Raw genomic sequence first — 17,513 nt, 5'->3', positions numbered from 1 at the left:
AAAGAGGGATGAGGATGACAGGAAAAGCGTTGCGTCTGGGCATGGTCGGCGGTGGCGAAGGCGCCTTTATCGGGGCGATCCACCGCGCTGCCGCGGCACTGGATGGTGATTGGCGACTGGTGGCCGGCGCCTTCAGCGGCGACACGGATCGCAACCGGCGCTCGGGCGAGGCACTGGGAATCGACCCGGCGCGCACCTATGATTCGCTCGACGCGCTGCTGGCGGGCGAACAGGCGCTGCCGGCGGACGAGCGGATCGACGCTCTGTCGATCGTGACGCCCAATCATCTCCACGCGCCGATGGCGATCGCCGCGCTTGACGCGGGCTTCCATGTCTTCTGCGAAAAGCCGATGGCGCTCGATCTGGCTGAAGCGCGCCAGATCGCCGCCGCCGCCGAACGCTCCGGCCGGCATTTCGGCCTCGCCTTCACCTATAGCGGCTATCCGCTGGTGGAAGAGGCGCGGGCGCGCGTCGCGCGCGGTGATTTCGGCAAGATCAGGCTGGTGCAGGTCGAATATTCGCAAGGCTGGCTCAGCCAGGCGATCGACCGCGACGGCAACAAGCAGGCCGAATGGCGCACCGATCCGGCCCGTGCGGGCCTGGGCGGCTGTCTAGGCGACATCGGCACCCATGCCTTTCACCTGGCCGAACATGTGTCGGGCCTGCGCGTCAGCGAAATCTGCGCCGACCTCAGCATCCATGTCGAGGGGCGTCGGCTCGACGACGACGTCAATGTGCTGCTGCGCCTCGACAATGGCGCGCGCGGCATCCTCAAGGCGTCTCAAGTTGCGGCCGGCGACGAAAATGGCCTGAAGCTGCGCATCCATGGCGAACATGGCGGGCTGGAATGGGCGCAGATGGCGCCCAACACGCTGACCCTGCGCTGGCTGGATCGGCCCACCGAAGTGCTGCGCGCGGCCGGACCGGGCCTGCTGCCCTCGACCCTGCCGCTGCTGCGCACGCCCAGCGGCCATCCCGAAGGCTATATCGAGGCGTTCGCCAATCTCTACCGCGCCTTCGCCACGTGTATCCGGGGCGGCGAAGCCTGGTTCCCGTCGGTCGGCGACGGTCTGCAAACCATGGGCTTTGTCGAAACCGTCATCGCCAATGCGGCGGGCGACGCCAAATGGACCACGCTGCCCGGCGCATGACATGAAAGGGGAAGCGCGACATGATCGCCGCGCTTCCCTTCGCCCTCAGTGCGCCGCGCCCTTCTTGGGCAGCAGCGGATTGATCGTCTGGATGCTGCCATCGGCATTGTAGCGCAGTTCCGTCACCTTGACGTTGCGCAGGCGAGTCTGGCCCGACAACTGGCTATCGGCATAGAAGAGCCAGGACTTGCCGCCCCATTCGACGATCGAATGGTGGGTGGTCCAGCCTTCGACCGGCTCCAGGATGCGGCCCTTGTAGGTGAAGGGGCCATAAGGGGAATCGCCGACGGCATAGACCAGATAATGGGTGTCGCCGGTCGAATAGCTGAAATAATATTTGCCATCATGCTTGTGCATCCATGACGCCTCGAAGAAGCGGCGATCATGGTCGCCACCCAGCAGCGGCTTGCCCTTGTCGTCCAGGATCTGGATCTCGCGCGGGGTTTCGGCAAATTCCAGCATGTCGCCGTTCAACCTGGCGACGCGCGGCGCGATCGCCGGCTTGTCATCCTGCTTCAGGTCGGTCTTCGACCCGTCCGGATCATATTTCCCGCCGATATTGCGCTGCAACTGGCCGCCCCAGATGCCGCCGAAATAAATATAGCTCTGCCCGTCGGCGTCGGTGAAGACGGCCGGATCGATCGAATAGCTGCCCTTGATCGGCTGTGGCTGCGCCTTGAACGGCCCCATCGGATCCTTGGACGTGGCGACGCCGATGCGGAAGGCGCCTTCCTTGTCCTTGGCCGGGAAGTAGAGATAATAGGTGCCATTCTTGTAGGCCGCGTCGGGCGCCCACATTTGCTTGTCGGCCCAGGGCACATCCTTGACGTCCAGCGCCACCGGCCCGACCGTCACCGGCCCGCCGATCTTGTCCATCGACAGGACATGATAGTCACGCATTTCGAAATGGCTGCCCAGGTCATCCTCGGGCGTCGGCCCGTCAATGTCGTGGCTGGGATAGACATAGATCTTGCCGTTCCACACATGGGCGGACGGATCGGCGGTGTAGATGTCGCTGACCAGCGGCTGGGACAGATATTCGGACGCATCGCGCTTGCCGCTCGCGGCATTGTCGGCCGCCTGCTCGGTCTTCTGTTCGCCCTTCTGTTCCGGCGCCTGCTGGCAGGCGGCGAGCGCCAGTCCCAGGGCCAGCGGCCATGCGTGCAGGCACATTCTGCGCTTGATCGTCATATCATCCTCTCCTTGCGATTTGCGCAATTGATAGCGTTATCATAAATCGCGTGCAACGCTCGATTGGCGCCGCCCTTTCAGCGGTTGAGGCGCTGCATCACCATCGCCCGCAGGCGTCGCGCCTCCAGCGGCGTCAGCGGCGCCAACGGTCCCTGGGCATGATCGGGCAGATGGTCGCGCGCGTCCTGCGCCGGTCCGAACAGATAATGGTCGAACAGCGCGCGCCAGGCCATGCGCTCGGCGTCCGGCCGCTCGCGGATGCTGAGCAGCCCGTGCAGCAGCGTCGCCATCGGCGTGTCGATGAAGTCGGGCACGGCGTCCCACCAATAGTTCATCATGATGTTGAAGCCGTCGCGCGCCTCGACCTGATGCCACCAGAGCGCCGGGTAGAAGAGCGCGTCGCCCGGCTCCAGTTCGGCCACCTCACCGGCCGCCAGCGCCTGCGCAAAGCGCGGATAACGGGCCAGATCGGGCGCGGCCGGATCGACCATGCTGACCACCTGGCCGCCGGGCGTCGGCGACAGCGGGCCGGGATAGAGATTGCCGACCTGATCGGGCGGAAAAAGGGTGAAGCGGCGCCGCCCGACCAGGCAACAGGCCAGATTGTGCGAGCTGTCATAATGGGTCGCGGCGACCGTGCGGTTGCCGATCCAAAGGCTGACGGTCGGCACCGCCGCACCGAACAGGCCGGGCAGGTCATGGTCGGCACGCAGGCCGGGGAAATAGCGGTCGACATCGGTCGACCCGATATAGATGGCCGGGCCCTCGCCACTGGCATCCGCCCGGATTCTGTCGAGATAATGGGGCAGCGGCGCCTGCCCGCGATCGAAATTGAAGCCGGTCAGCTCATCATTGTAGAAGAAGCGGCCCCCGGCACCCCGCGCCCCGACATAGCCGGTGACCGGCGCGCCGCCATAATCGGCGAGCAATCGGTCCATCGCCGCCTGCGCCGACAGCCGCCCGGCAGCGACCAGCGGCCAGCCATCGACCAGTCCGCCGATCACGACCGGCCTCTGCGCCGCCATCAGATCGTCGAGCCAGCCAGGCGTCAGGTCGCTGGCGGCAATCCGCCGGGTCTGGTGCAGCGTCACGCCGCCTGCCGCGCCCGCTTGCGCAGGATCAGATCCTCGATATTGGCGAGCGAGGAGCGGATCGCATAGGCCAGTTGCAACAGGCCCGCCTGATGCAGCGCCTGCAGCGTCGGACCATCCAGCGCCTCCAGCCGATCGGCATCGATGGTGAAGCGACCGGCAATGTCATAGCGCTGCGCGTCATCGATCGCGATGTCCAGTGCGATCGGCGCCAGCAGCCCGGCCTGTTCGAACGCGGTGAACATCGGCGCGCTCAGGCCATGGCCTTCATGGATGGTGCGCAGCGCATCGGCGACATGGTCCAGATAGGGCGCGTTGCCGCCATGGGGCAGGAACAGCGCTTCGCCCGCCGCGCCGACGCGCGGATCGTCGAGGTCGACATGGATCACCGGATGATCTTCGCCGTCGCGTTGCTGCATGCCGATCAGGAAAGGGCCGCGCCGATGGACGGCGGGCACATAGCGTGCGGTCCAGCCCCCGGCGTCGAGAAACAGATTTTCGTCGCGATCGAACCCCAGCAGCGCGGTGAGCTGCCAGATGCCCTGGCCATCACGCTGGATCAGGATCGGATATTCCCGCTGGATCGCGTCGATCTCGGTCGGGAAGATCAGGGTCTGGTTGACGGCATCCCCGAAGGCGGCGCCATTGCCCGGTGCGACCCGAAGCGCGGCATGGGTGATGGGATCGAGTATCATCGTGCTGGTCATGGAATATCCGGCGTGCCGCATGAACGGGCGGCCATAGTAGGGCGTCGGCGGCGCAGGAAAAGCCCTTTGCGTGGCCCGCCTCGATGCCGTCCGCCCGACGCAATTGTGAAAGTCGGGGCCGCCCGGCAGGACGGCCCCGGCTCACCCCCTTAGAAGCGGAAGCGCCCACCCAGCAGGAAGCGACGGTCCAGTTCCTGCGCATACCACAGGTTGCTCTTGTCGCGGCCATAGGTGCGGATGTCGCTCTCGGTCAGGTTGATCGCCTCGAACGAGACGGCAAACTGTTCCGACACATCCCAGCTGATGTTGAGATCAAGCTGGCCGAACGGGCGCACGAACACCGGGTTGCGATCACCGCCGCCACGGTTGGCCGACTGCAGGAACTTGTCGCGCCAGTTATAGGCGAGACGGGCCGACAGGCCGTTCTTGTCATAGATCAGCGTGGCGTTGGCGGTATCCGACAGGCCGACCAGCGCGAACTGGTCCTCGCTTGGATCGGCGCCGACATCGATGCCGACGTCACCCCGGACCAGCGTATAGGCCGCCGACACACCGAAACCGGTATTGCCGAAGAAATGCTGGGCGGCGAGTTCGAAGCCCCAGATCTTGCCCTGCCGGTTGTTGATCGGCTGCGTGACCTCGAAGTCGTAGAGCGGGTCATTGGCGTCCGGCGTCAGGTCGACTTCGGTCAGCACCTGGTCGATGAAGGCCTGGCTGAGCGCCCCGTTCGAATAGTTCGCCTGGAACTGCTGCGACGCGGCATCGATATTGCCCTGCTGCTGCAGCAATGCCGTCATCGTGAACAGATTGACGTCGCTCGGGTCAGCCCCCAGCCGCTTGAGTTCAGCCAGTGCCGTGCCCGATCGCGATCCCGCCGCGCCCGAACTGACATCGCGCAGCCCGAACAGGTTGCGTGTCGTCTGGCCGGTGCCGACGAAATTCTGCACCCGCTTTTCGAACACGCCCGCCGAGATGTAGCTCGACGGCTTGTAATACCATTCGAACGACAGATCGAGATTGTCGGAAATCAGCGGCGACAGGCGAGCATTGCCGGTCGAGCCAGTGGCAAAGCCACCGAGCGCGATCGGCCGCGGCGGGGTGCCGACCGAGCTTGCCACGAACAGATTGCCATAATCGGGCCGGGCAATGGTCTTGCTGAACGAGAAGCGGCCGATGAAATTCTTCGCCAGCTCGATCTGGAAGTCCATCGCGGGCAGGAAGTTGTTGTAATTGCCGCTGTCCGAAACCGGCTGGACCTCATCCGACACCACCAGGGTGAAGTCGTTGTCCGATACCCAGTTGATCGCCTGCGGCACCGCCACCAGCGAAGTCGAGCGCACCTTGGTCCGTTCGTAACGTGCGCCGACCACCAGCGATGCCGGACGGCCCGCCAGTTCGCCCTTCCAGGTCAACTGGCCATAGGCGGACCAGATATCCTCCTTGACCCGGTTATCTTCCTGCTGGGTGATGCCGATCGCATTGCCGCGCTGGGCATAATAAGGCGACAGCGCATTATAGAGATCGACGGCGCTGCCCTGGAAGGCGGTCAGCGTCGCGCCCTGGCCCTTGGCATCGAAATTGTCGAACTTGCAGACCAGGCAATATTCCTGCAGCACGCCCGGCGCGACCGATGCGATATCGCCGACATTGCTGATGCCCCAGTCGCCCAGCGTCTGCTGCGTCTGGGTGCGGGTCTGGCGCATCTTGGACGTGCGGTAATTGGCGCCGACATCGAAGCGGCTGCCGCCATCATCCAGTTCCCAGCCCAGGTCGGCGCGGATCTCGTTGAGCCGCTGGCGCTGCGCCGAGGACACGGTGCGGCCCATCTGCGACCCCAGATCACCCAGATCCAGCACGCCATTATTATTGCCGCGCAGGGCATCGTTGATGGTGATCGACTGGACCGGGATGACGCCGCTGAAATCGGCCGACTGCGACGCCACGATCGGCGCGCCCAGGCCCACCAGCGTCGAACTGACGCCATTGGGATTGTCCGGCGAGCTTTGCGCCAGGCCGGTATGGCCGTCGATCGACAGGGTGACGCGGTCGTTGATTTCCCATTTGGCGTTCAGGCCATAATCCTGCAGCCGGTTGCGCACGCCGCGTTCGGCCTGTTCGAAGGCCGCGTCCTTCACGCCTGCGATATTCTCCTGCAGATAGCTGGTCGTGGCGACCACCGGATTGCCGTCAAACTCCACCTGGGCGAAGGGCCGGTTGAACCAGTTGCCCTGGCTGGCGCGCTGTTCCCGCTGCTTGTTCTGGGCGAACAAAGCGTCGGCGGTGAAGGTCAGCGTCTCGGTCGGTCGGAATTGCATGACCGCCGATCCGTTGATGCGCTCGCGCGAGCCCTGCGAATAATAATAGCTGCTGTCATTGGGCACCGACACCAAAGTGTTGGGGTCGGTCGGCGCGTTGCTGATCTGGGTATTGGCGTTGACGAAGCCATTGGCCGGATCGGCGAACTGGCTGTAGCGACGGATGTTCCAGTTGTTGACGGTCGCGCCGCGGGTCGAGAAATTGCGCTTCTGGTAGCTGCCGAAGATCGACACGCCGAACACTTCATTCTCGTCGCGCCAGCTCAGCAGGCCCGATGCTTCGGGCGTGATCTTGGCCGGATCGCTCAGGCTCTTCTCGACGCTGGTGTCATAGAGCGCCTTGACGCCGATCGTGCCGCTGAAGCCCGCCTCGCGCGCGTCGAGCGGCTTGCGGGTGATCACGTTGATCGACGCGCCGATACCACCCGACGGGATCGCCGCACGGCCAGTCTTGTAGACTTCCAGCGTGCTGACGCCTTCCGACGCCAGATTACCGAAATCGAAGGAGCGGCTGGTGCCCGACGAATAGTCGGCATTCTGGTCGCCGCCGACGGAGGTGACATTGGCCGATGGCAGCGCGCGCCCGTTCAGCGTCACCAGGTTGAAGCCGCCGCCAAAGCCGCGGACTGTGACCTGAGACCCTTCGCCATTGACGCGATCGATCGACACGCCGGTGATACGCTGCAGCGATTCCGCCAGGTTGGTGTCGGGGAACTTGCCGATATCTTCGGCCGAAATGGCATCGACCACACCGCTCGAATTGCGCTTGATGTCGATCGCGCGATCAAGGCTGGCACGCACGCCGGTGACGATGATGTCGGCTTCGGCATTCTGGACGGCGGCGTCCTGCGCCTGCGCCATTGTTGGTGTAACGCTATACGTTAGCGCTATCAGAGACGCGCAACGCATGAATCTGGAATATGGTAAACCCATTTCAGAATCCTCCCTTTTTTAACAGCTCGCCCACATCGAGCCTTATTGGACGTTCATGCTAGCCTAATGGTCAGCGTTGTCAATTATGATGCTGTGATCGGTTAAAGTCCCTAAGGGTTTGATTTACAGATTTATATTTGACTGAAAATAATAGATTTTTATGTTTTATTGTGCATTGCAAAAAATAGTCTACCGATGCGCATTTTTTGACTAGGCCAATTCTGCAGGGCAATAGCGACGCAGAAATTCGCGATGGCTGGGCATCTCCGCGACGACCCCCGCAATGTCCTTGCGCATCCGCGCGAGTTCCTCGCGCAGCTGCGGTTCGGGCATCATCGCCGCGACATGATGATAGCCGCGCGGGTGCATGCGCTGACCCAGCAACACCGACGACCAGCTGTCGACGCGGAACAGCTCATGCCCCAATTGATAGGCGCGGCCATTTTCCTGCCACAGCGCCAGCCTTTCCTTCAGGCTGTCGGGTATCTCCATCGTCCGGCAATGATCCCAGAAGGGGGAATCGTCGCGCTGGGTCACATGATAGTGAAGGATGATGAAGTCGCGGATATTCTCGAATTCCAGCCGTGACTTGCGGTTGAAATGGTCGAGCAGCGCGTCGTCGAACCCGTGGAAGGGGAAATCCTCGATCAGCCGCGTCACCGCCGCCATCATCAGGTGGATGCTGGTCGATTCGAGCGGCTCGATGAAGCCGCCGGCTAGTCCCAGGCCAACGCAGTTCTTGTGCCAGGCCCTGGTCCGCGTGCCGGTCTTGAACCGCACCAGCCACGGGTCGACGATCGGCTCCCCCTCGATCTCCGCCAGCAGCCGGGCATGCGCCTCGTCGTCGGACATGAAATCGCTGGCGAAGACGAAGCCGTTGCCGTCGCGATGCTGCAGCGGGATGCGCCAACGCCAGCCCGCCTCATGCGCGATTGCCGAAGTATAGGGCTGGGCCGGACCGTCGGAGGTGGACTGGACCGCGACCGCGCGGTCGGTGCGGATCCACTGGCCCCAATCCTCGAAGCCGACACCCAGCGCCTCGCTCAGCAACAGCGATCGAAAGCCGGTGCAGTCGATGAACAGGTCACCCTCGATCCGCGTGCCCGATTCCAGCACCAGCGCCGCGATATGGCCGCTCTCGGGCGTCAGTTCGACATTGCGGATCTTGCCTTCGACCCGCTTCACCCCCGCCGGCTCGGCCAGGCTGCGCAGGAAGCGGGCATAGCGCGCCGCGTCGATATGATAGGCGTAGCTGGGCGCGACCGAACTGCTGAGCGACATGCGATTGGCCTCGCCCGCCATCCACTCCAGGCAATATTCGCCCAGCTCGCCGCCAAAGCCCTGCGCCCTGGCATGCAGCCAGAAATGATGGAAATCGGCCATCCAGCTCCATTGCAGCCCGATCGTGCCAAACGGGTGGATATAGCGGTCGCCGACCTGCCCCCAATTCTTGAACTCGATGCCCAGCTTCACCGTCGCCTGCGCCTCGGCCATGAAGCGGTCTTCGCGAATCTTCATCAGTTGGTGGAAGCCGCGGAAGGTCGGCACGGTGGATTCGCCCACGCCGATGGTGCCGATCGCGTCGGATTCGACCAGTATGATGTCGATCAGCGGTCCCAGATGGCGGACCAGCGCGGTCGCCGTCACCCAGCCGGCAGTGCCGCCGCCGGCGACGACAACCCGCTTCACCACCCGGTCGGACGTCGGAAAATCTGCATGCATGTCGGTCAATCCAGCGGAAGGAAAAACAGGATGGGGCGCCGCATCGGTCAGGCAGCACCGGGCGTGGCGACGGCGCGCGCGGTGGGGTCATCGTCCGGCCCGTCGGCAATCGGGCCGCCCAGCCGCTTCCGACGCGCCAGCCGGTCGATCGCCGGAACCGTCATCATCGTCGTCACGATCGTCATCAGCGCCAGCATCGCGAACAGTTCCGGCCCGATGATGCCGCGCTGCAGGCCGATATTGATGACCAGCAATTCCATCAGCCCGCGCGCATTCATCAGCGCGCCGACGGCGAGCGCGGTGACATTGTCGTGCCCGGTCAGCCGCGCCGCCGCCCAGCAGGCGCCCCCCTTGGCCAGGATCGATGCCGCCAGGATCGCCAGCGCGACCAGCGCCAGCGACAGGCTGCTAACCATCGTCACCTGCGTATTGAGGCCGGAAACGGTGAAGAAGATCGGCACCAGCAGACCGATGGTCGTCGGTTCCAGCCTGCGGGCCAGCCCCTGCGACAGGATGCCACGCGGCATCGCCACCCCCAGCAGGAAGCCGCCGAACACGGCATGCAGCCCGGCCATGTCCATCGCCCAGGCGCAACCGCCGAACAGCAGCAGCACGACCAGCAGCATGGCCGGCGTGACCCGCCCTTCCCGCTCTGCCCAGCGAGCGAGCGGCGCCAGCAGCCGGCTCCCCAGGAACAGCATGACGATCGCGAACAGCCCGCCGCCGCCCAGCGCCCGGACCGCGATCATCCCGTCCGCGCCGATGCAGGCAAGCAGGATCGCCAGGATCGACCAGGCGATCGCATCGTCGATCGCCCCGGCCGACAGCGCCAGCGCGGCCAGCGGCGTGCCGCCCAGCCCCCGTTCGCGGATGATCCGCGCCAGCACGGGAAAGGCGGTGATGGAAATGGCGACGCCGATGAACAGGGTCGCCTCGAACCGCGTGACCGTCGGCCCAAACAGCCCCATGGCCGACAGCCAGGGGGTCAGCGCCACCGCGCCCAGGAAGGGCGCGATGATGCCGCACAGCGAAACCGCAACGGCGCTGCCCGCCTGAAGATGGAAATGCGCGCGGCGAAAGCCGAGGCCGACGAGGAACATGTAGAGACCGATGCCGGCCTGCGCGACGAACTGCAGCAGCGGCCGGGTCTCGATCGGGAAGAGCAGCGCCTGGGCCTGCGGCGCCAGCCAGCCGAGCAGCGAGGGACCAAGCAGGATGCCCGCGATCATGTCGCCGATCACCCGTGGCTGGCGCAGGAGCCGACCGACCAGCCAGCCGGACAGGCGACAGGCGCCAAGAATGACGACCATCTGCACCGCCAACGCCGCGCCGACATGGACCAGATCCATGCACCCCTCCTTGCCCCTGTCCGGTGCATGGGAATCCCCGTTCCCCGCATCCGACGCGCCGGACAATGGCAGGATGGCGCGGGGGGACAAGTGTTTTTCGCACCCCGCCGCAAAAAATGGGAGCGCTACCCCCGATCGCGCCCGATCGCGGCCAGATCATCGGGCCGGTTGATGTTGGGCAGGATCAGCCCCGGCAGCGTCACGGTGCGCGCACCAATCCGCGCCAGCCATCCCCGGATCGACCGGTTGTTATCCTCCGCCAGATGCGCGTCCAGTTCGGGCGCCAGCGCGGCCGGCCACCAGCCGAGCAGTTGCTGCCCGTCGAGGACCGCCGCCCGCTCGCCGATCAGCAACGCGGGCAGGTCGGCCGGATAGAAGGGCATGTCGCAGCCACTGGTCAGCACGCCGTCAAAGCCGTGGGCCTGGGCATGATGCAGCGCGGCGTTGAGGCCGCCCAGCGGCCCCATGTCCGGCCCCGGCCGGTCGGGCAGGCTGAGATAGGCTTCCTCGGTCCGGCCACAGATCGCGATCGCGGCGACATGGGGAGAGAGCGCGTCGATCGCATGGTCGATCAGACGCCGGCCGTCGAGCAGCGCCGCCGCCTTGTCGCTGCCGAAGCGGGTCGCGCGTCCGCCCGCCATTATCGCCCCCAACAGCCTGGCCATGCCCGCCCCTCCTGCCGATCCGGTCCCGTCTGCTTTGACATTGGCAGGGCACAGGGGCAAGGGTTCGCGCCGATGGCAGGCGCGCGCCGCGCGCCGCCCCTTCCCGGCGAGACCCCGATGCATCTGCATGATTTCGATATCGACCTGTTCCTGCGCGACTATTGGCAGCAAAAGCCGCTGCTGATCCGCAATCCCTGGGCGCAATGGACCAACCCGCTGGCGCCCGAGGAACTGGCGGGCCTCGCCTGCGAGGAGGGCGTCGAGTCGCGGCTGGTGGTGCAGGCGGACGGCGACTGGACGATGGAACAGGGGCCGCTGGCCGAAGATCGCTTCGCGTCGCTCGGCGCCAGCCCCTGGACCCTGCTGGTGCAGGCGGTCGATCATCAGGTGCCCGATGTCGCCGCGCTGATCGCCCCGTTCCGCTTCATCCCCGACTGGCGGATCGACGATGTCATGGTCAGCTATGCCAGCGACGGCGGCGGCGTCGGCCCGCATTTCGATCAATATGACGTCTTCCTGATCCAGGGCGCGGGCCGCCGCCGCTGGCGCATCGGCCAGGCGTGCGACGATAGCAGCCCGCTGCGCCCCCATGCCGACCTGCGCCTGCTGGCCGAATTCGACGCAACCGACGAATGGGTGCTGGAGCCTGGCGACATCCTCTACGTCCCGCCCGGCATCGCCCATGATGGTGTCGCGGTGGGCGATGATTGCATGACCTATTCGGTCGGCTTTCGCGCGCCGGCGCGCAGCGAACTGATCGAGGGCTGGACCGATCGCCTGCTCGAAGGGCTGGGCGAGGATGATCGCTATGCCGACCCCGCCTTGGCGCGCCAGGCCAATCCCGGCGAGATCGCGCCAGCCGCATTGGCCCGGTTGCAGGCAATGGTGCTGGAACAGCTGGCCGACCCGGCCGGCTTTGCCCGCTGGTTCGGCGAATATAGCAGCACCCGCAAATATCCCGAGATCGACTGGTCGCCCGAAGCGGCGATCGACGCCGCATCCATGCAGGCGCTGGTGGCGGAAGGCGCCCCCCTGCGCCGCAATCCGGCCAGCCGCTTCGCCTTCGTCCGGGCGGAAGACGCCATATTGCTGTTCGTCGATGGCGCATCGCATGACTGCACCGGCGCCAGCGCGGCGCTGGCGCAGCAATTGTGCGCGGACGAGACGCTGGAGATCGACCCGGCGCTGGCCGACGACGATGCCGCGATCGCCCTGCTGGTGCTGCTCCACAATCAGGGCAGCATCGCGTTCGAGGATGAGGAGGACGACGCGTGGGACGACTGATCCTCCTCAACAAGCCCTATGGCGTGCTCTGCCAGTTCAGCGATGAGCGCACCGGCCCGCCGCGCCCGACCCTGGCCGACTATGTCGACCAGCCCGGCGTCTATCCCGCCGGCCGGCTCGACCTCGACAGCGAGGGGCTGTTGCTGCTGACCGATGATGGCCGGTTGCAGGCGCGCATCGCCGACCCGCGCTTCAAGATGCCCAAAACCTATCTGGTCCAGGTGGAGGGCGACCCCGACGATGCGCCGCTGGCGGCGCTGCGGCGCGGCGTGCAGCTCAAGGACGGCATGACCCTGCCGGCGGAGGTCGAGCGGATCGACGATCCCGCGCTGTGGCCGCGCGACCCGCCGGTGCGCTTCCGCAAGAGCGTGCCCGATTGCTGGCTGCGCCTCACCATCCGCGAAGGCCGCAATCGCCAGGTCCGCCGCATGACTGCGGCGGTCGGCCTGCCGACCCTGCGCCTGGTCCGCTGGCGCATTGGCGACTGGACGATCGACGACATCGCGCCGGGCACCTGGCGGGAGGCGCCGGCGATCCTGCGCCAGGGCCGGTAGAAGACGCCTCTCCCGAAGTTCACAGTGTAAACGGGCTTTCGGGGCCTTTTGCGCCGGTTTTGCCTCTGCGACGCGCCGGTCGCGCATCCATGACGCGTCACCTCCAACAGGGGGCGGGTCCGCGCACCGCGCCCGGATCGCCCCCGCCGCGCGCCGCCGACGCCACACCCACGCACCGGTTGCGCGCCGGGCAAGCGCCGGATGGAGAAGACGGGGTGACGAAGGAACGCGCTGTCGCATCGCCAAGGGTAGACCAGAGACAGGGCGAATAGGAAAGCGGTGGGCGATGGCGCCCACCCGTGCGACCGGATCAAGTCCGGCGCGACATTGCTGAGGATGAGCGGAAGCAACTATCTCCCGTCATTGATGGCTGACGGCCCAATACTGCCCTCTCCGTCGTCGTCATCCCGGACTTGATCCGGAATCCATTCAGCAATCCCAATCTGGCGCAGTGCAGAATGGCTCCTGACTTTCGTCAGGATGACGCCTGTGGGGATTGGCAGGCTTCGACCAGATGCGGCTGTAAATTCCTCCCCTGCAAGGTTCGGCAGAGGCACTCGACTCTGCCGAAGGGGACCACGAAGTGGTGGAGGGGTGTCACGCTATCGAGAGGGCGACACCCCTCCGTCTGGCCTTCGGCCAGTTCAAGGGAGACACGGGTCTCCCTTGAACTGCCCTTGCAGGGGAGGATGGTCTGAAAACGACCAGAATCTGACGTTTCCCACTCTCCTCCCTTCCAGGGAGGGGCCGGGGGTGGGTGCGCCGCGCAGCGGCGGTCTACGATCGATAGGGCAGAAGCTCGCTACGCTCGCAACCCACCCCAACCCCTCCCTGGAAGGGAGGGGCTATGCCTTGTTCCAACCCCATATCACCCGTCCCGCTCGCGCGCCTTGACCTTGCGGACCTCGGCCAGCTGGCCCATCAAAATCGTCAGCGCGTCGCGTTCCGCCTGTGGCAGATCCTTGGTCTCGAAATGGCGGATCAGCACTTCGAGCGCGTCGCCGATCCGGCCGATCTGCCGGCCATAGCTGCCGACCTCGTTCAGCACCGTGCGCTCTATGTCCGGGCGTGCCGTCTGGCCGAGCGCGATATTGATGAGACCGACCTGGCCGCCGCTCTGCGTCCAGGTCAGGGGATTGATCGCCTGCCACAATCTTTCGGGGGCCAATGCTACGCTGAAGGGTTCCATGCCGTGCTCCTTGTCGGCGAAGGATGACGGAGGCGAAGCCTGCCATGGCCGCCGCATCGGGGCAAGATGCTGTCCTACAGCAGCCCGCTTTGCTATTCTTGCCACCTAGTCCCCGACTTTTCGATAGGATCGGCGGGGCGCAAGAAAATGTCAGAATGTGCGGGAAATATGCGAAGTTAAGCGGATGATCTCCAACAAGGGACGCTTTTGCGTGGCCGGCCGGATGGCCGCGCCACTGGATTGCCGCCCGTCATGCCCTAAATAGCGACAAATGCCCCCAGCCACGCCCGATTCCACGCCCCTTCCGCCCGCCTGGGCCACGCTGCGGCGCTTCATCCCCTATCTCTGGCCGGCCGATGCGCCGGCGCTGCGGCGCCGTGTCGCGGTGGCGCTGGGGCTCGTCGCGCTGGCCAAGGTCGTAACCCTCGCCATGCCCTTCGCCTATAAGGGCGCGATCGACCGGATGGCGCCGGGGCTGGAGCCGGCCGCCGGCCTCGCCATGGCGCTGGTGGTGGCCTATGCCGGCGCGCGCTTTGGCGGCGTGTTGTTCGACAATCTGCGCAACGCCATTTTCGAGAAGGTCGGGCAGGAAGCGGGTCGGCGCCTGGCCGACGATGTCTTCGTCCATCTCCACCGGCTGTCGCTGCGCTTCCATCTCGACCGGCGCACCGGCGCCGTCACCAAGATCGTCGAGCGCGGCACGAAAAGCATCGACACGATGCTCTATTTCCTGCTGTTCAACATCGCGCCGACGGTACTGGAACTGCTCGCCGTCTGCGCCATCTTCCTGGTGAAGTTCGGTCCCGGCCTGGTCTCCGCTACGCTGGCCATGGTCGCTCTCTATATCTGGTTCACCCGGCTCGTCACCGAATGGCGCAACCAGCTGCGTCGCGACATGGTGGACATGGACACCAGCGCCGTCGCCCATGCCGTCGACAGCCTGCTCAATTTCGAGACGGTCAAATATTTTGGCGCCGAGGAGCGCGAGGCCCGGCGCTACGGCAACGCCATGCGCCGCTATGCGAAGGCGGCGGTAAAGTCGGAAAACAGCCTCGCCTGGCTCAATATCGGTCAGTCGCTGATCACCAACCTGATGATGGGCGGGGCGATGGCCTATACCGTCTGGGGCTGGAGCCGGGGGCAGTTCTCCACTGGCGACGTGGTGCTGGTGAACACCCTCCTGTCGCAGCTGTTCCGCCCGCTCGACCTGCTCGGCATGGTCTATCGCACCATCCGCCAGGGCCTGATCGACATGGAGGCGATGTACAAGCTGATCGATACCGAGACCGAAGTTGCCGACGTGCCTGGTGCCCCGGCGCTGCAGGTTGCGGGCGGCGCCGTCCGCTTCGACGCTGTCCGCTTCGGCTATGATCCCGAGCGCGAGATCCTCCATGGCGTCAGCTTCGCGGTGCCGGCGGGCAAGACGCTGGCCATCGTCGGTCCCTCGGGCGCGGGCAAGTCGACCATCGCCCGCATCCTGTTCCGCTTCTACGATATCCAGGGCGGCACCGTGTCGATCGACGGGCAGGACATCTCCGCCGTGACGCAGGCATCGCTGCGCGCCGCGATCGGCATCGTGCCGCAGGACATGGTCCTGTTCAACGACACGGTCGGCTATAATATCGGCTATGGCCGCGAAGGCGCGAGTCAGGATGAGATCGAGGCCGCAGCCAAGGCGGCGTCGATCCATGATTTCATCATGAGCCTGCCGCAGGGCTATGACACCCGCGTCGGCGAACGCGGCCTCAAGCTGTCGGGCGGCGAGAAACAGCGCGTCGCCATCGCCCGCACCCTGCTGAAAGACCCGCCGCTACTGGTGCTGGACGAGGCGACCAGCGCGCTCGACAGCCGCACCGAGACCGAGATCCAGACCGTGCTGCGCGACATCAGCCGCAAGCGCACGACATTGGTGGTGGCCCATCGCCTGTCGACCGTGGTCGATGCCGACGAGATCATCGTGCTGGACGCCGGCCGCATCGTCGAGCGCGGCCGCCATGCCGATCTGGTCCGCGCCGACGGTCTCTACGCCACCATGTGGGCGCGCCAGGCGACCGAACGCGACGACATGCCCGAAGAGCCGGGGATCGAGGACATGTTCGAGGTCGCCCCGCAATAAATGGTCAGCACTCGCTGATCTGCGCCAGCGGATCGAGCCGGGCCTGCCAGCCGAGCCGGTCCAGTTCGGGCGTGTCGGCGACCGCTTCGGGATGGCCCAGGCATAGCAGGGCGGCGAAGGTCCAGTCGTCGGGCACTGCCAGCGCCCGCGCGACGAAGGCCGGGTCGAGGATCGATACCCAGCCGAGCGCCAGCCCGCGCGCCCGCGCCGCCAGCCACAGCGTGTGGATCGCCAGCACCACCGAATGGAGCCGGGTCTGCGGCATGGTCGCCGCGCCCAGCCCCGCGCCGGCCGATGTCGCATCGTCGCAGAAGACCGCGATGATCTCCGGCGCCTCGCCCAGACCATGCAGCTTCAGCGCACGATAGGCGTCATGCCGGGTCGCGTCGGCGATCTGGCTGGTGGCCCGCTCCCGCTCGGCATCGACATGATCAGCCAGTGTCGCGCGCAGCGTTGGCGTCCTTACCCGAACGAAGCGCCAGGGCTGGCTGTTGCCGACCGAGGGCGCCAGTTGCGCCAGCGTCAGCAGCTCCAGCACCATCGCCTCGTCCAGCGGATCGGTGCGGAAATGGCGCACGTCGCGGCGCCAGGTCAGCAGGTCGGTCAGCGTCGCGCAGAAATCGGGATCGAAGGCCTGCATCAATATTCGATGCCGGCCTGCGCCTTCACCCCGCTGCGGAAGGGATGCTTGATCATGGTCATCTCGGTCACCAGGTCGGCCGCCTCGATCAGCGCCTCGGGCGCATTGCGGCCGGTGACGACGACATGTTTCATGTCGTCCTTGGCGGTCAGCACCGCCAGCACCTCGTCCAGCGGCAGATAGTCGTAGCGCAGCACGATATTGAGCTCATCGGCCAGCACCATCGCATAATCGGGGTCGGCGACCATGCGCTTCACCTCGTCCCACGCCTCACGCGCCAGCGCGATGTCGCGGCTGCGATCCTGGGTGTTCCAGGTGAAGCCCTCGCCCATCGGCTTGAATTCGACCTGTTCGGGGAAGGCATCGAACACCGCCTTCTCGCCGGTGGTCATCGCGCCCTTCACGAACTGGACCACGCCGACCTTCTTGCCATGGCCGATCATGCGGACGACCATGCCCAGCGCCGCCGTGGTCTTGCCCTTGCCCTTGCCGGTATGGACGATCAGCAGCCCCTTTTCCTGGGTCTTGGTCGCCATGATCTTGTCATGGGCAGCCTGCTTCTTCTTCATTTTTTCCGCATGCTGTTCGTCGGTGCGTTCGACCATC

Annotated in this window: 14 protein-coding genes; 4 read left to right on the top strand and 10 right to left on the bottom strand. The window is 65.6% G+C overall.

Translation table 11 applies throughout. From position 1 onward, the window contains the following. Positions 1-14: 14 nt before the first annotated feature. A complete protein-coding gene (locus tag DIZ22_RS18685; protein ID WP_048936713.1) occupies positions 15-1,151 on the top strand; it encodes a Gfo/Idh/MocA family oxidoreductase in 1,137 nt (378 codons plus the stop codon). 45 nt (positions 1,152-1,196) lie between these two features. On the opposite strand, the gene DIZ22_RS18680 is transcribed toward DIZ22_RS18685, so the two are convergent. The 7 genes from DIZ22_RS18680 to DIZ22_RS18650 form a co-directional block, all read right to left on the bottom strand. Continuing rightward, positions 1,197-2,342, bottom strand: coding sequence for a glycoside hydrolase family 43 protein (locus tag DIZ22_RS18680; RefSeq protein WP_048936714.1), 1,146 nt, complete (start codon positions 2,340-2,342; stop codon positions 1,197-1,199). A 77-nt stretch (positions 2,343-2,419) separates the two neighbouring features. After that, on the bottom strand, positions 2,420-3,433 hold the full coding sequence (locus DIZ22_RS18675) for a cupin-like domain-containing protein (RefSeq protein ID WP_048936715.1): 1,014 nt from the start codon (positions 3,431-3,433) through the stop codon (positions 2,420-2,422). Next, positions 3,430-4,140 (bottom strand): SapC family protein, encoded by a 711-nt coding sequence (locus DIZ22_RS18670; RefSeq protein WP_048936716.1) that lies wholly within the window; start codon positions 4,138-4,140, stop codon positions 3,430-3,432. The genes DIZ22_RS18675 and DIZ22_RS18670 overlap by 4 nt, the downstream gene beginning before the upstream one ends. Before the next feature lie 149 nt (positions 4,141-4,289). Further along, positions 4,290-7,316 (bottom strand): TonB-dependent receptor, encoded by a 3,027-nt coding sequence (locus DIZ22_RS18665; RefSeq protein WP_107917524.1) that lies wholly within the window; start codon positions 7,314-7,316, stop codon positions 4,290-4,292. Between the two features lie 282 nt (positions 7,317-7,598). Further along, the gene (locus DIZ22_RS18660) at positions 7,599-9,110 is read right to left on the bottom strand and encodes a tryptophan halogenase family protein (RefSeq protein WP_048936854.1); all 1,512 of its coding nucleotides are present in this window, start codon (positions 9,108-9,110) and stop codon (positions 7,599-7,601) included. Between the two features lie 47 nt (positions 9,111-9,157). Then, positions 9,158-10,459, bottom strand: coding sequence for a cation:proton antiporter (locus DIZ22_RS18655; protein ID WP_048936718.1), 1,302 nt, complete (start codon positions 10,457-10,459; stop codon positions 9,158-9,160). 125 nt (positions 10,460-10,584) lie between these two features. Further along, positions 10,585-11,124 (bottom strand): molybdenum cofactor guanylyltransferase, encoded by a 540-nt coding sequence (locus DIZ22_RS18650; RefSeq protein WP_048936719.1) that lies wholly within the window; start codon positions 11,122-11,124, stop codon positions 10,585-10,587. Positions 11,125-11,196: 72 nt separating this feature from the next. Here DIZ22_RS18650 and DIZ22_RS18645 point away from each other — a divergent pair, with 72 nt between their 5' ends. Together DIZ22_RS18645 and DIZ22_RS18640 are read left to right on the top strand one after the other, a co-directional pair. Further along, on the top strand, positions 11,197-12,408 hold the full coding sequence (locus tag DIZ22_RS18645; protein WP_080993524.1) for a cupin domain-containing protein: 1,212 nt from the start codon (positions 11,197-11,199) through the stop codon (positions 12,406-12,408). Beyond that, on the top strand, positions 12,396-12,962 hold the full coding sequence (locus DIZ22_RS18640) for a pseudouridine synthase (protein ID WP_010336407.1): 567 nt from the start codon (positions 12,396-12,398) through the stop codon (positions 12,960-12,962). The genes DIZ22_RS18645 and DIZ22_RS18640 overlap by 13 nt, the downstream gene beginning before the upstream one ends. Before the next feature lie 868 nt (positions 12,963-13,830). Here the strand turns inward: DIZ22_RS18640 and DIZ22_RS18630 are convergent. Next, positions 13,831-14,151: a hypothetical protein gene (locus DIZ22_RS18630; protein ID WP_048936720.1), complete on the bottom strand. Its 321-nt coding sequence runs from the start codon at positions 14,149-14,151 to the stop codon at positions 13,831-13,833. 271 nt (positions 14,152-14,422) lie between these two features. On the opposite strand from DIZ22_RS18630, the gene DIZ22_RS18625 reads away from it, so the two are divergent. Next, a complete protein-coding gene (locus DIZ22_RS18625) occupies positions 14,423-16,267 on the top strand; it encodes an ABC transporter ATP-binding protein/permease (protein ID WP_048936721.1) in 1,845 nt (614 codons plus the stop codon). Positions 16,268-16,271: 4 nt separating this feature from the next. On the opposite strand, the gene bluB is transcribed toward DIZ22_RS18625, so the two are convergent. After that, positions 16,272-16,907 (bottom strand): 5,6-dimethylbenzimidazole synthase, encoded by a 636-nt coding sequence (bluB, locus tag DIZ22_RS18620; protein WP_048936722.1) that lies wholly within the window; start codon positions 16,905-16,907, stop codon positions 16,272-16,274. After that, on the bottom strand, positions 16,907-17,512 hold the full coding sequence (gene cobO / locus DIZ22_RS18615; protein ID WP_048936723.1) for a cob(I)yrinic acid a,c-diamide adenosyltransferase: 606 nt from the start codon (positions 17,510-17,512) through the stop codon (positions 16,907-16,909). Before cobO ends, bluB begins: the two co-directional genes overlap by 1 nt. Position 17,513 lies beyond the last annotated feature (1 nt).

This window comes from Sphingobium sp. LF-16, assembly GCF_003711185.1.
GTDB classification, from domain to species: Bacteria; Pseudomonadota; Alphaproteobacteria; order Sphingomonadales; family Sphingomonadaceae; genus Sphingobium; species Sphingobium yanoikuyae_A.
This window is presented reverse-complemented; position numbering and strand designations above follow the sequence as displayed.

Excerpts from the sequence above, each read along its gene's own strand:
- bluB (WP_048936722.1), bottom strand. The coding sequence starts at position 16,907 with ATGCAGGCCTTCGATCCCGATTTCTGCGCGACGCTGACCGACCTGCTG.
- DIZ22_RS18685 (WP_048936713.1), top strand. The coding sequence starts at position 15 with ATGACAGGAAAAGCGTTGCGTCTGGGCATGGTCGGCGGTGGCGAAGGC.
- DIZ22_RS18625 (WP_048936721.1), top strand. The coding sequence starts at position 14,423 with ATGCCCCCAGCCACGCCCGATTCCACGCCCCTTCCGCCCGCCTGGGCC.
- DIZ22_RS18650 (WP_048936719.1), bottom strand. The coding sequence starts at position 11,124 with ATGGCCAGGCTGTTGGGGGCGATAATGGCGGGCGGACGCGCGACCCGC.
- DIZ22_RS18670 (WP_048936716.1), bottom strand. The coding sequence starts at position 4,140 with ATGACCAGCACGATGATACTCGATCCCATCACCCATGCCGCGCTTCGG.
- DIZ22_RS18645 (WP_080993524.1), top strand. The coding sequence starts at position 11,197 with ATGGCAGGCGCGCGCCGCGCGCCGCCCCTTCCCGGCGAGACCCCGATG.
- DIZ22_RS18665 (WP_107917524.1), bottom strand. The coding sequence starts at position 7,316 with ATGGCGCAGGCGCAGGACGCCGCCGTCCAGAATGCCGAAGCCGACATC.
- DIZ22_RS18655 (WP_048936718.1), bottom strand. The coding sequence starts at position 10,459 with ATGGATCTGGTCCATGTCGGCGCGGCGTTGGCGGTGCAGATGGTCGTC.
- DIZ22_RS18680 (WP_048936714.1), bottom strand. The coding sequence starts at position 2,342 with ATGACGATCAAGCGCAGAATGTGCCTGCACGCATGGCCGCTGGCCCTG.
- DIZ22_RS18630 (WP_048936720.1), bottom strand. The coding sequence starts at position 14,151 with ATGGAACCCTTCAGCGTAGCATTGGCCCCCGAAAGATTGTGGCAGGCG.
- DIZ22_RS18660 (WP_048936854.1), bottom strand. The coding sequence starts at position 9,110 with ATGCATGCAGATTTTCCGACGTCCGACCGGGTGGTGAAGCGGGTTGTC.
- cobO (WP_048936723.1), bottom strand. The coding sequence starts at position 17,512 with ATGGTCGAACGCACCGACGAACAGCATGCGGAAAAAATGAAGAAGAAG.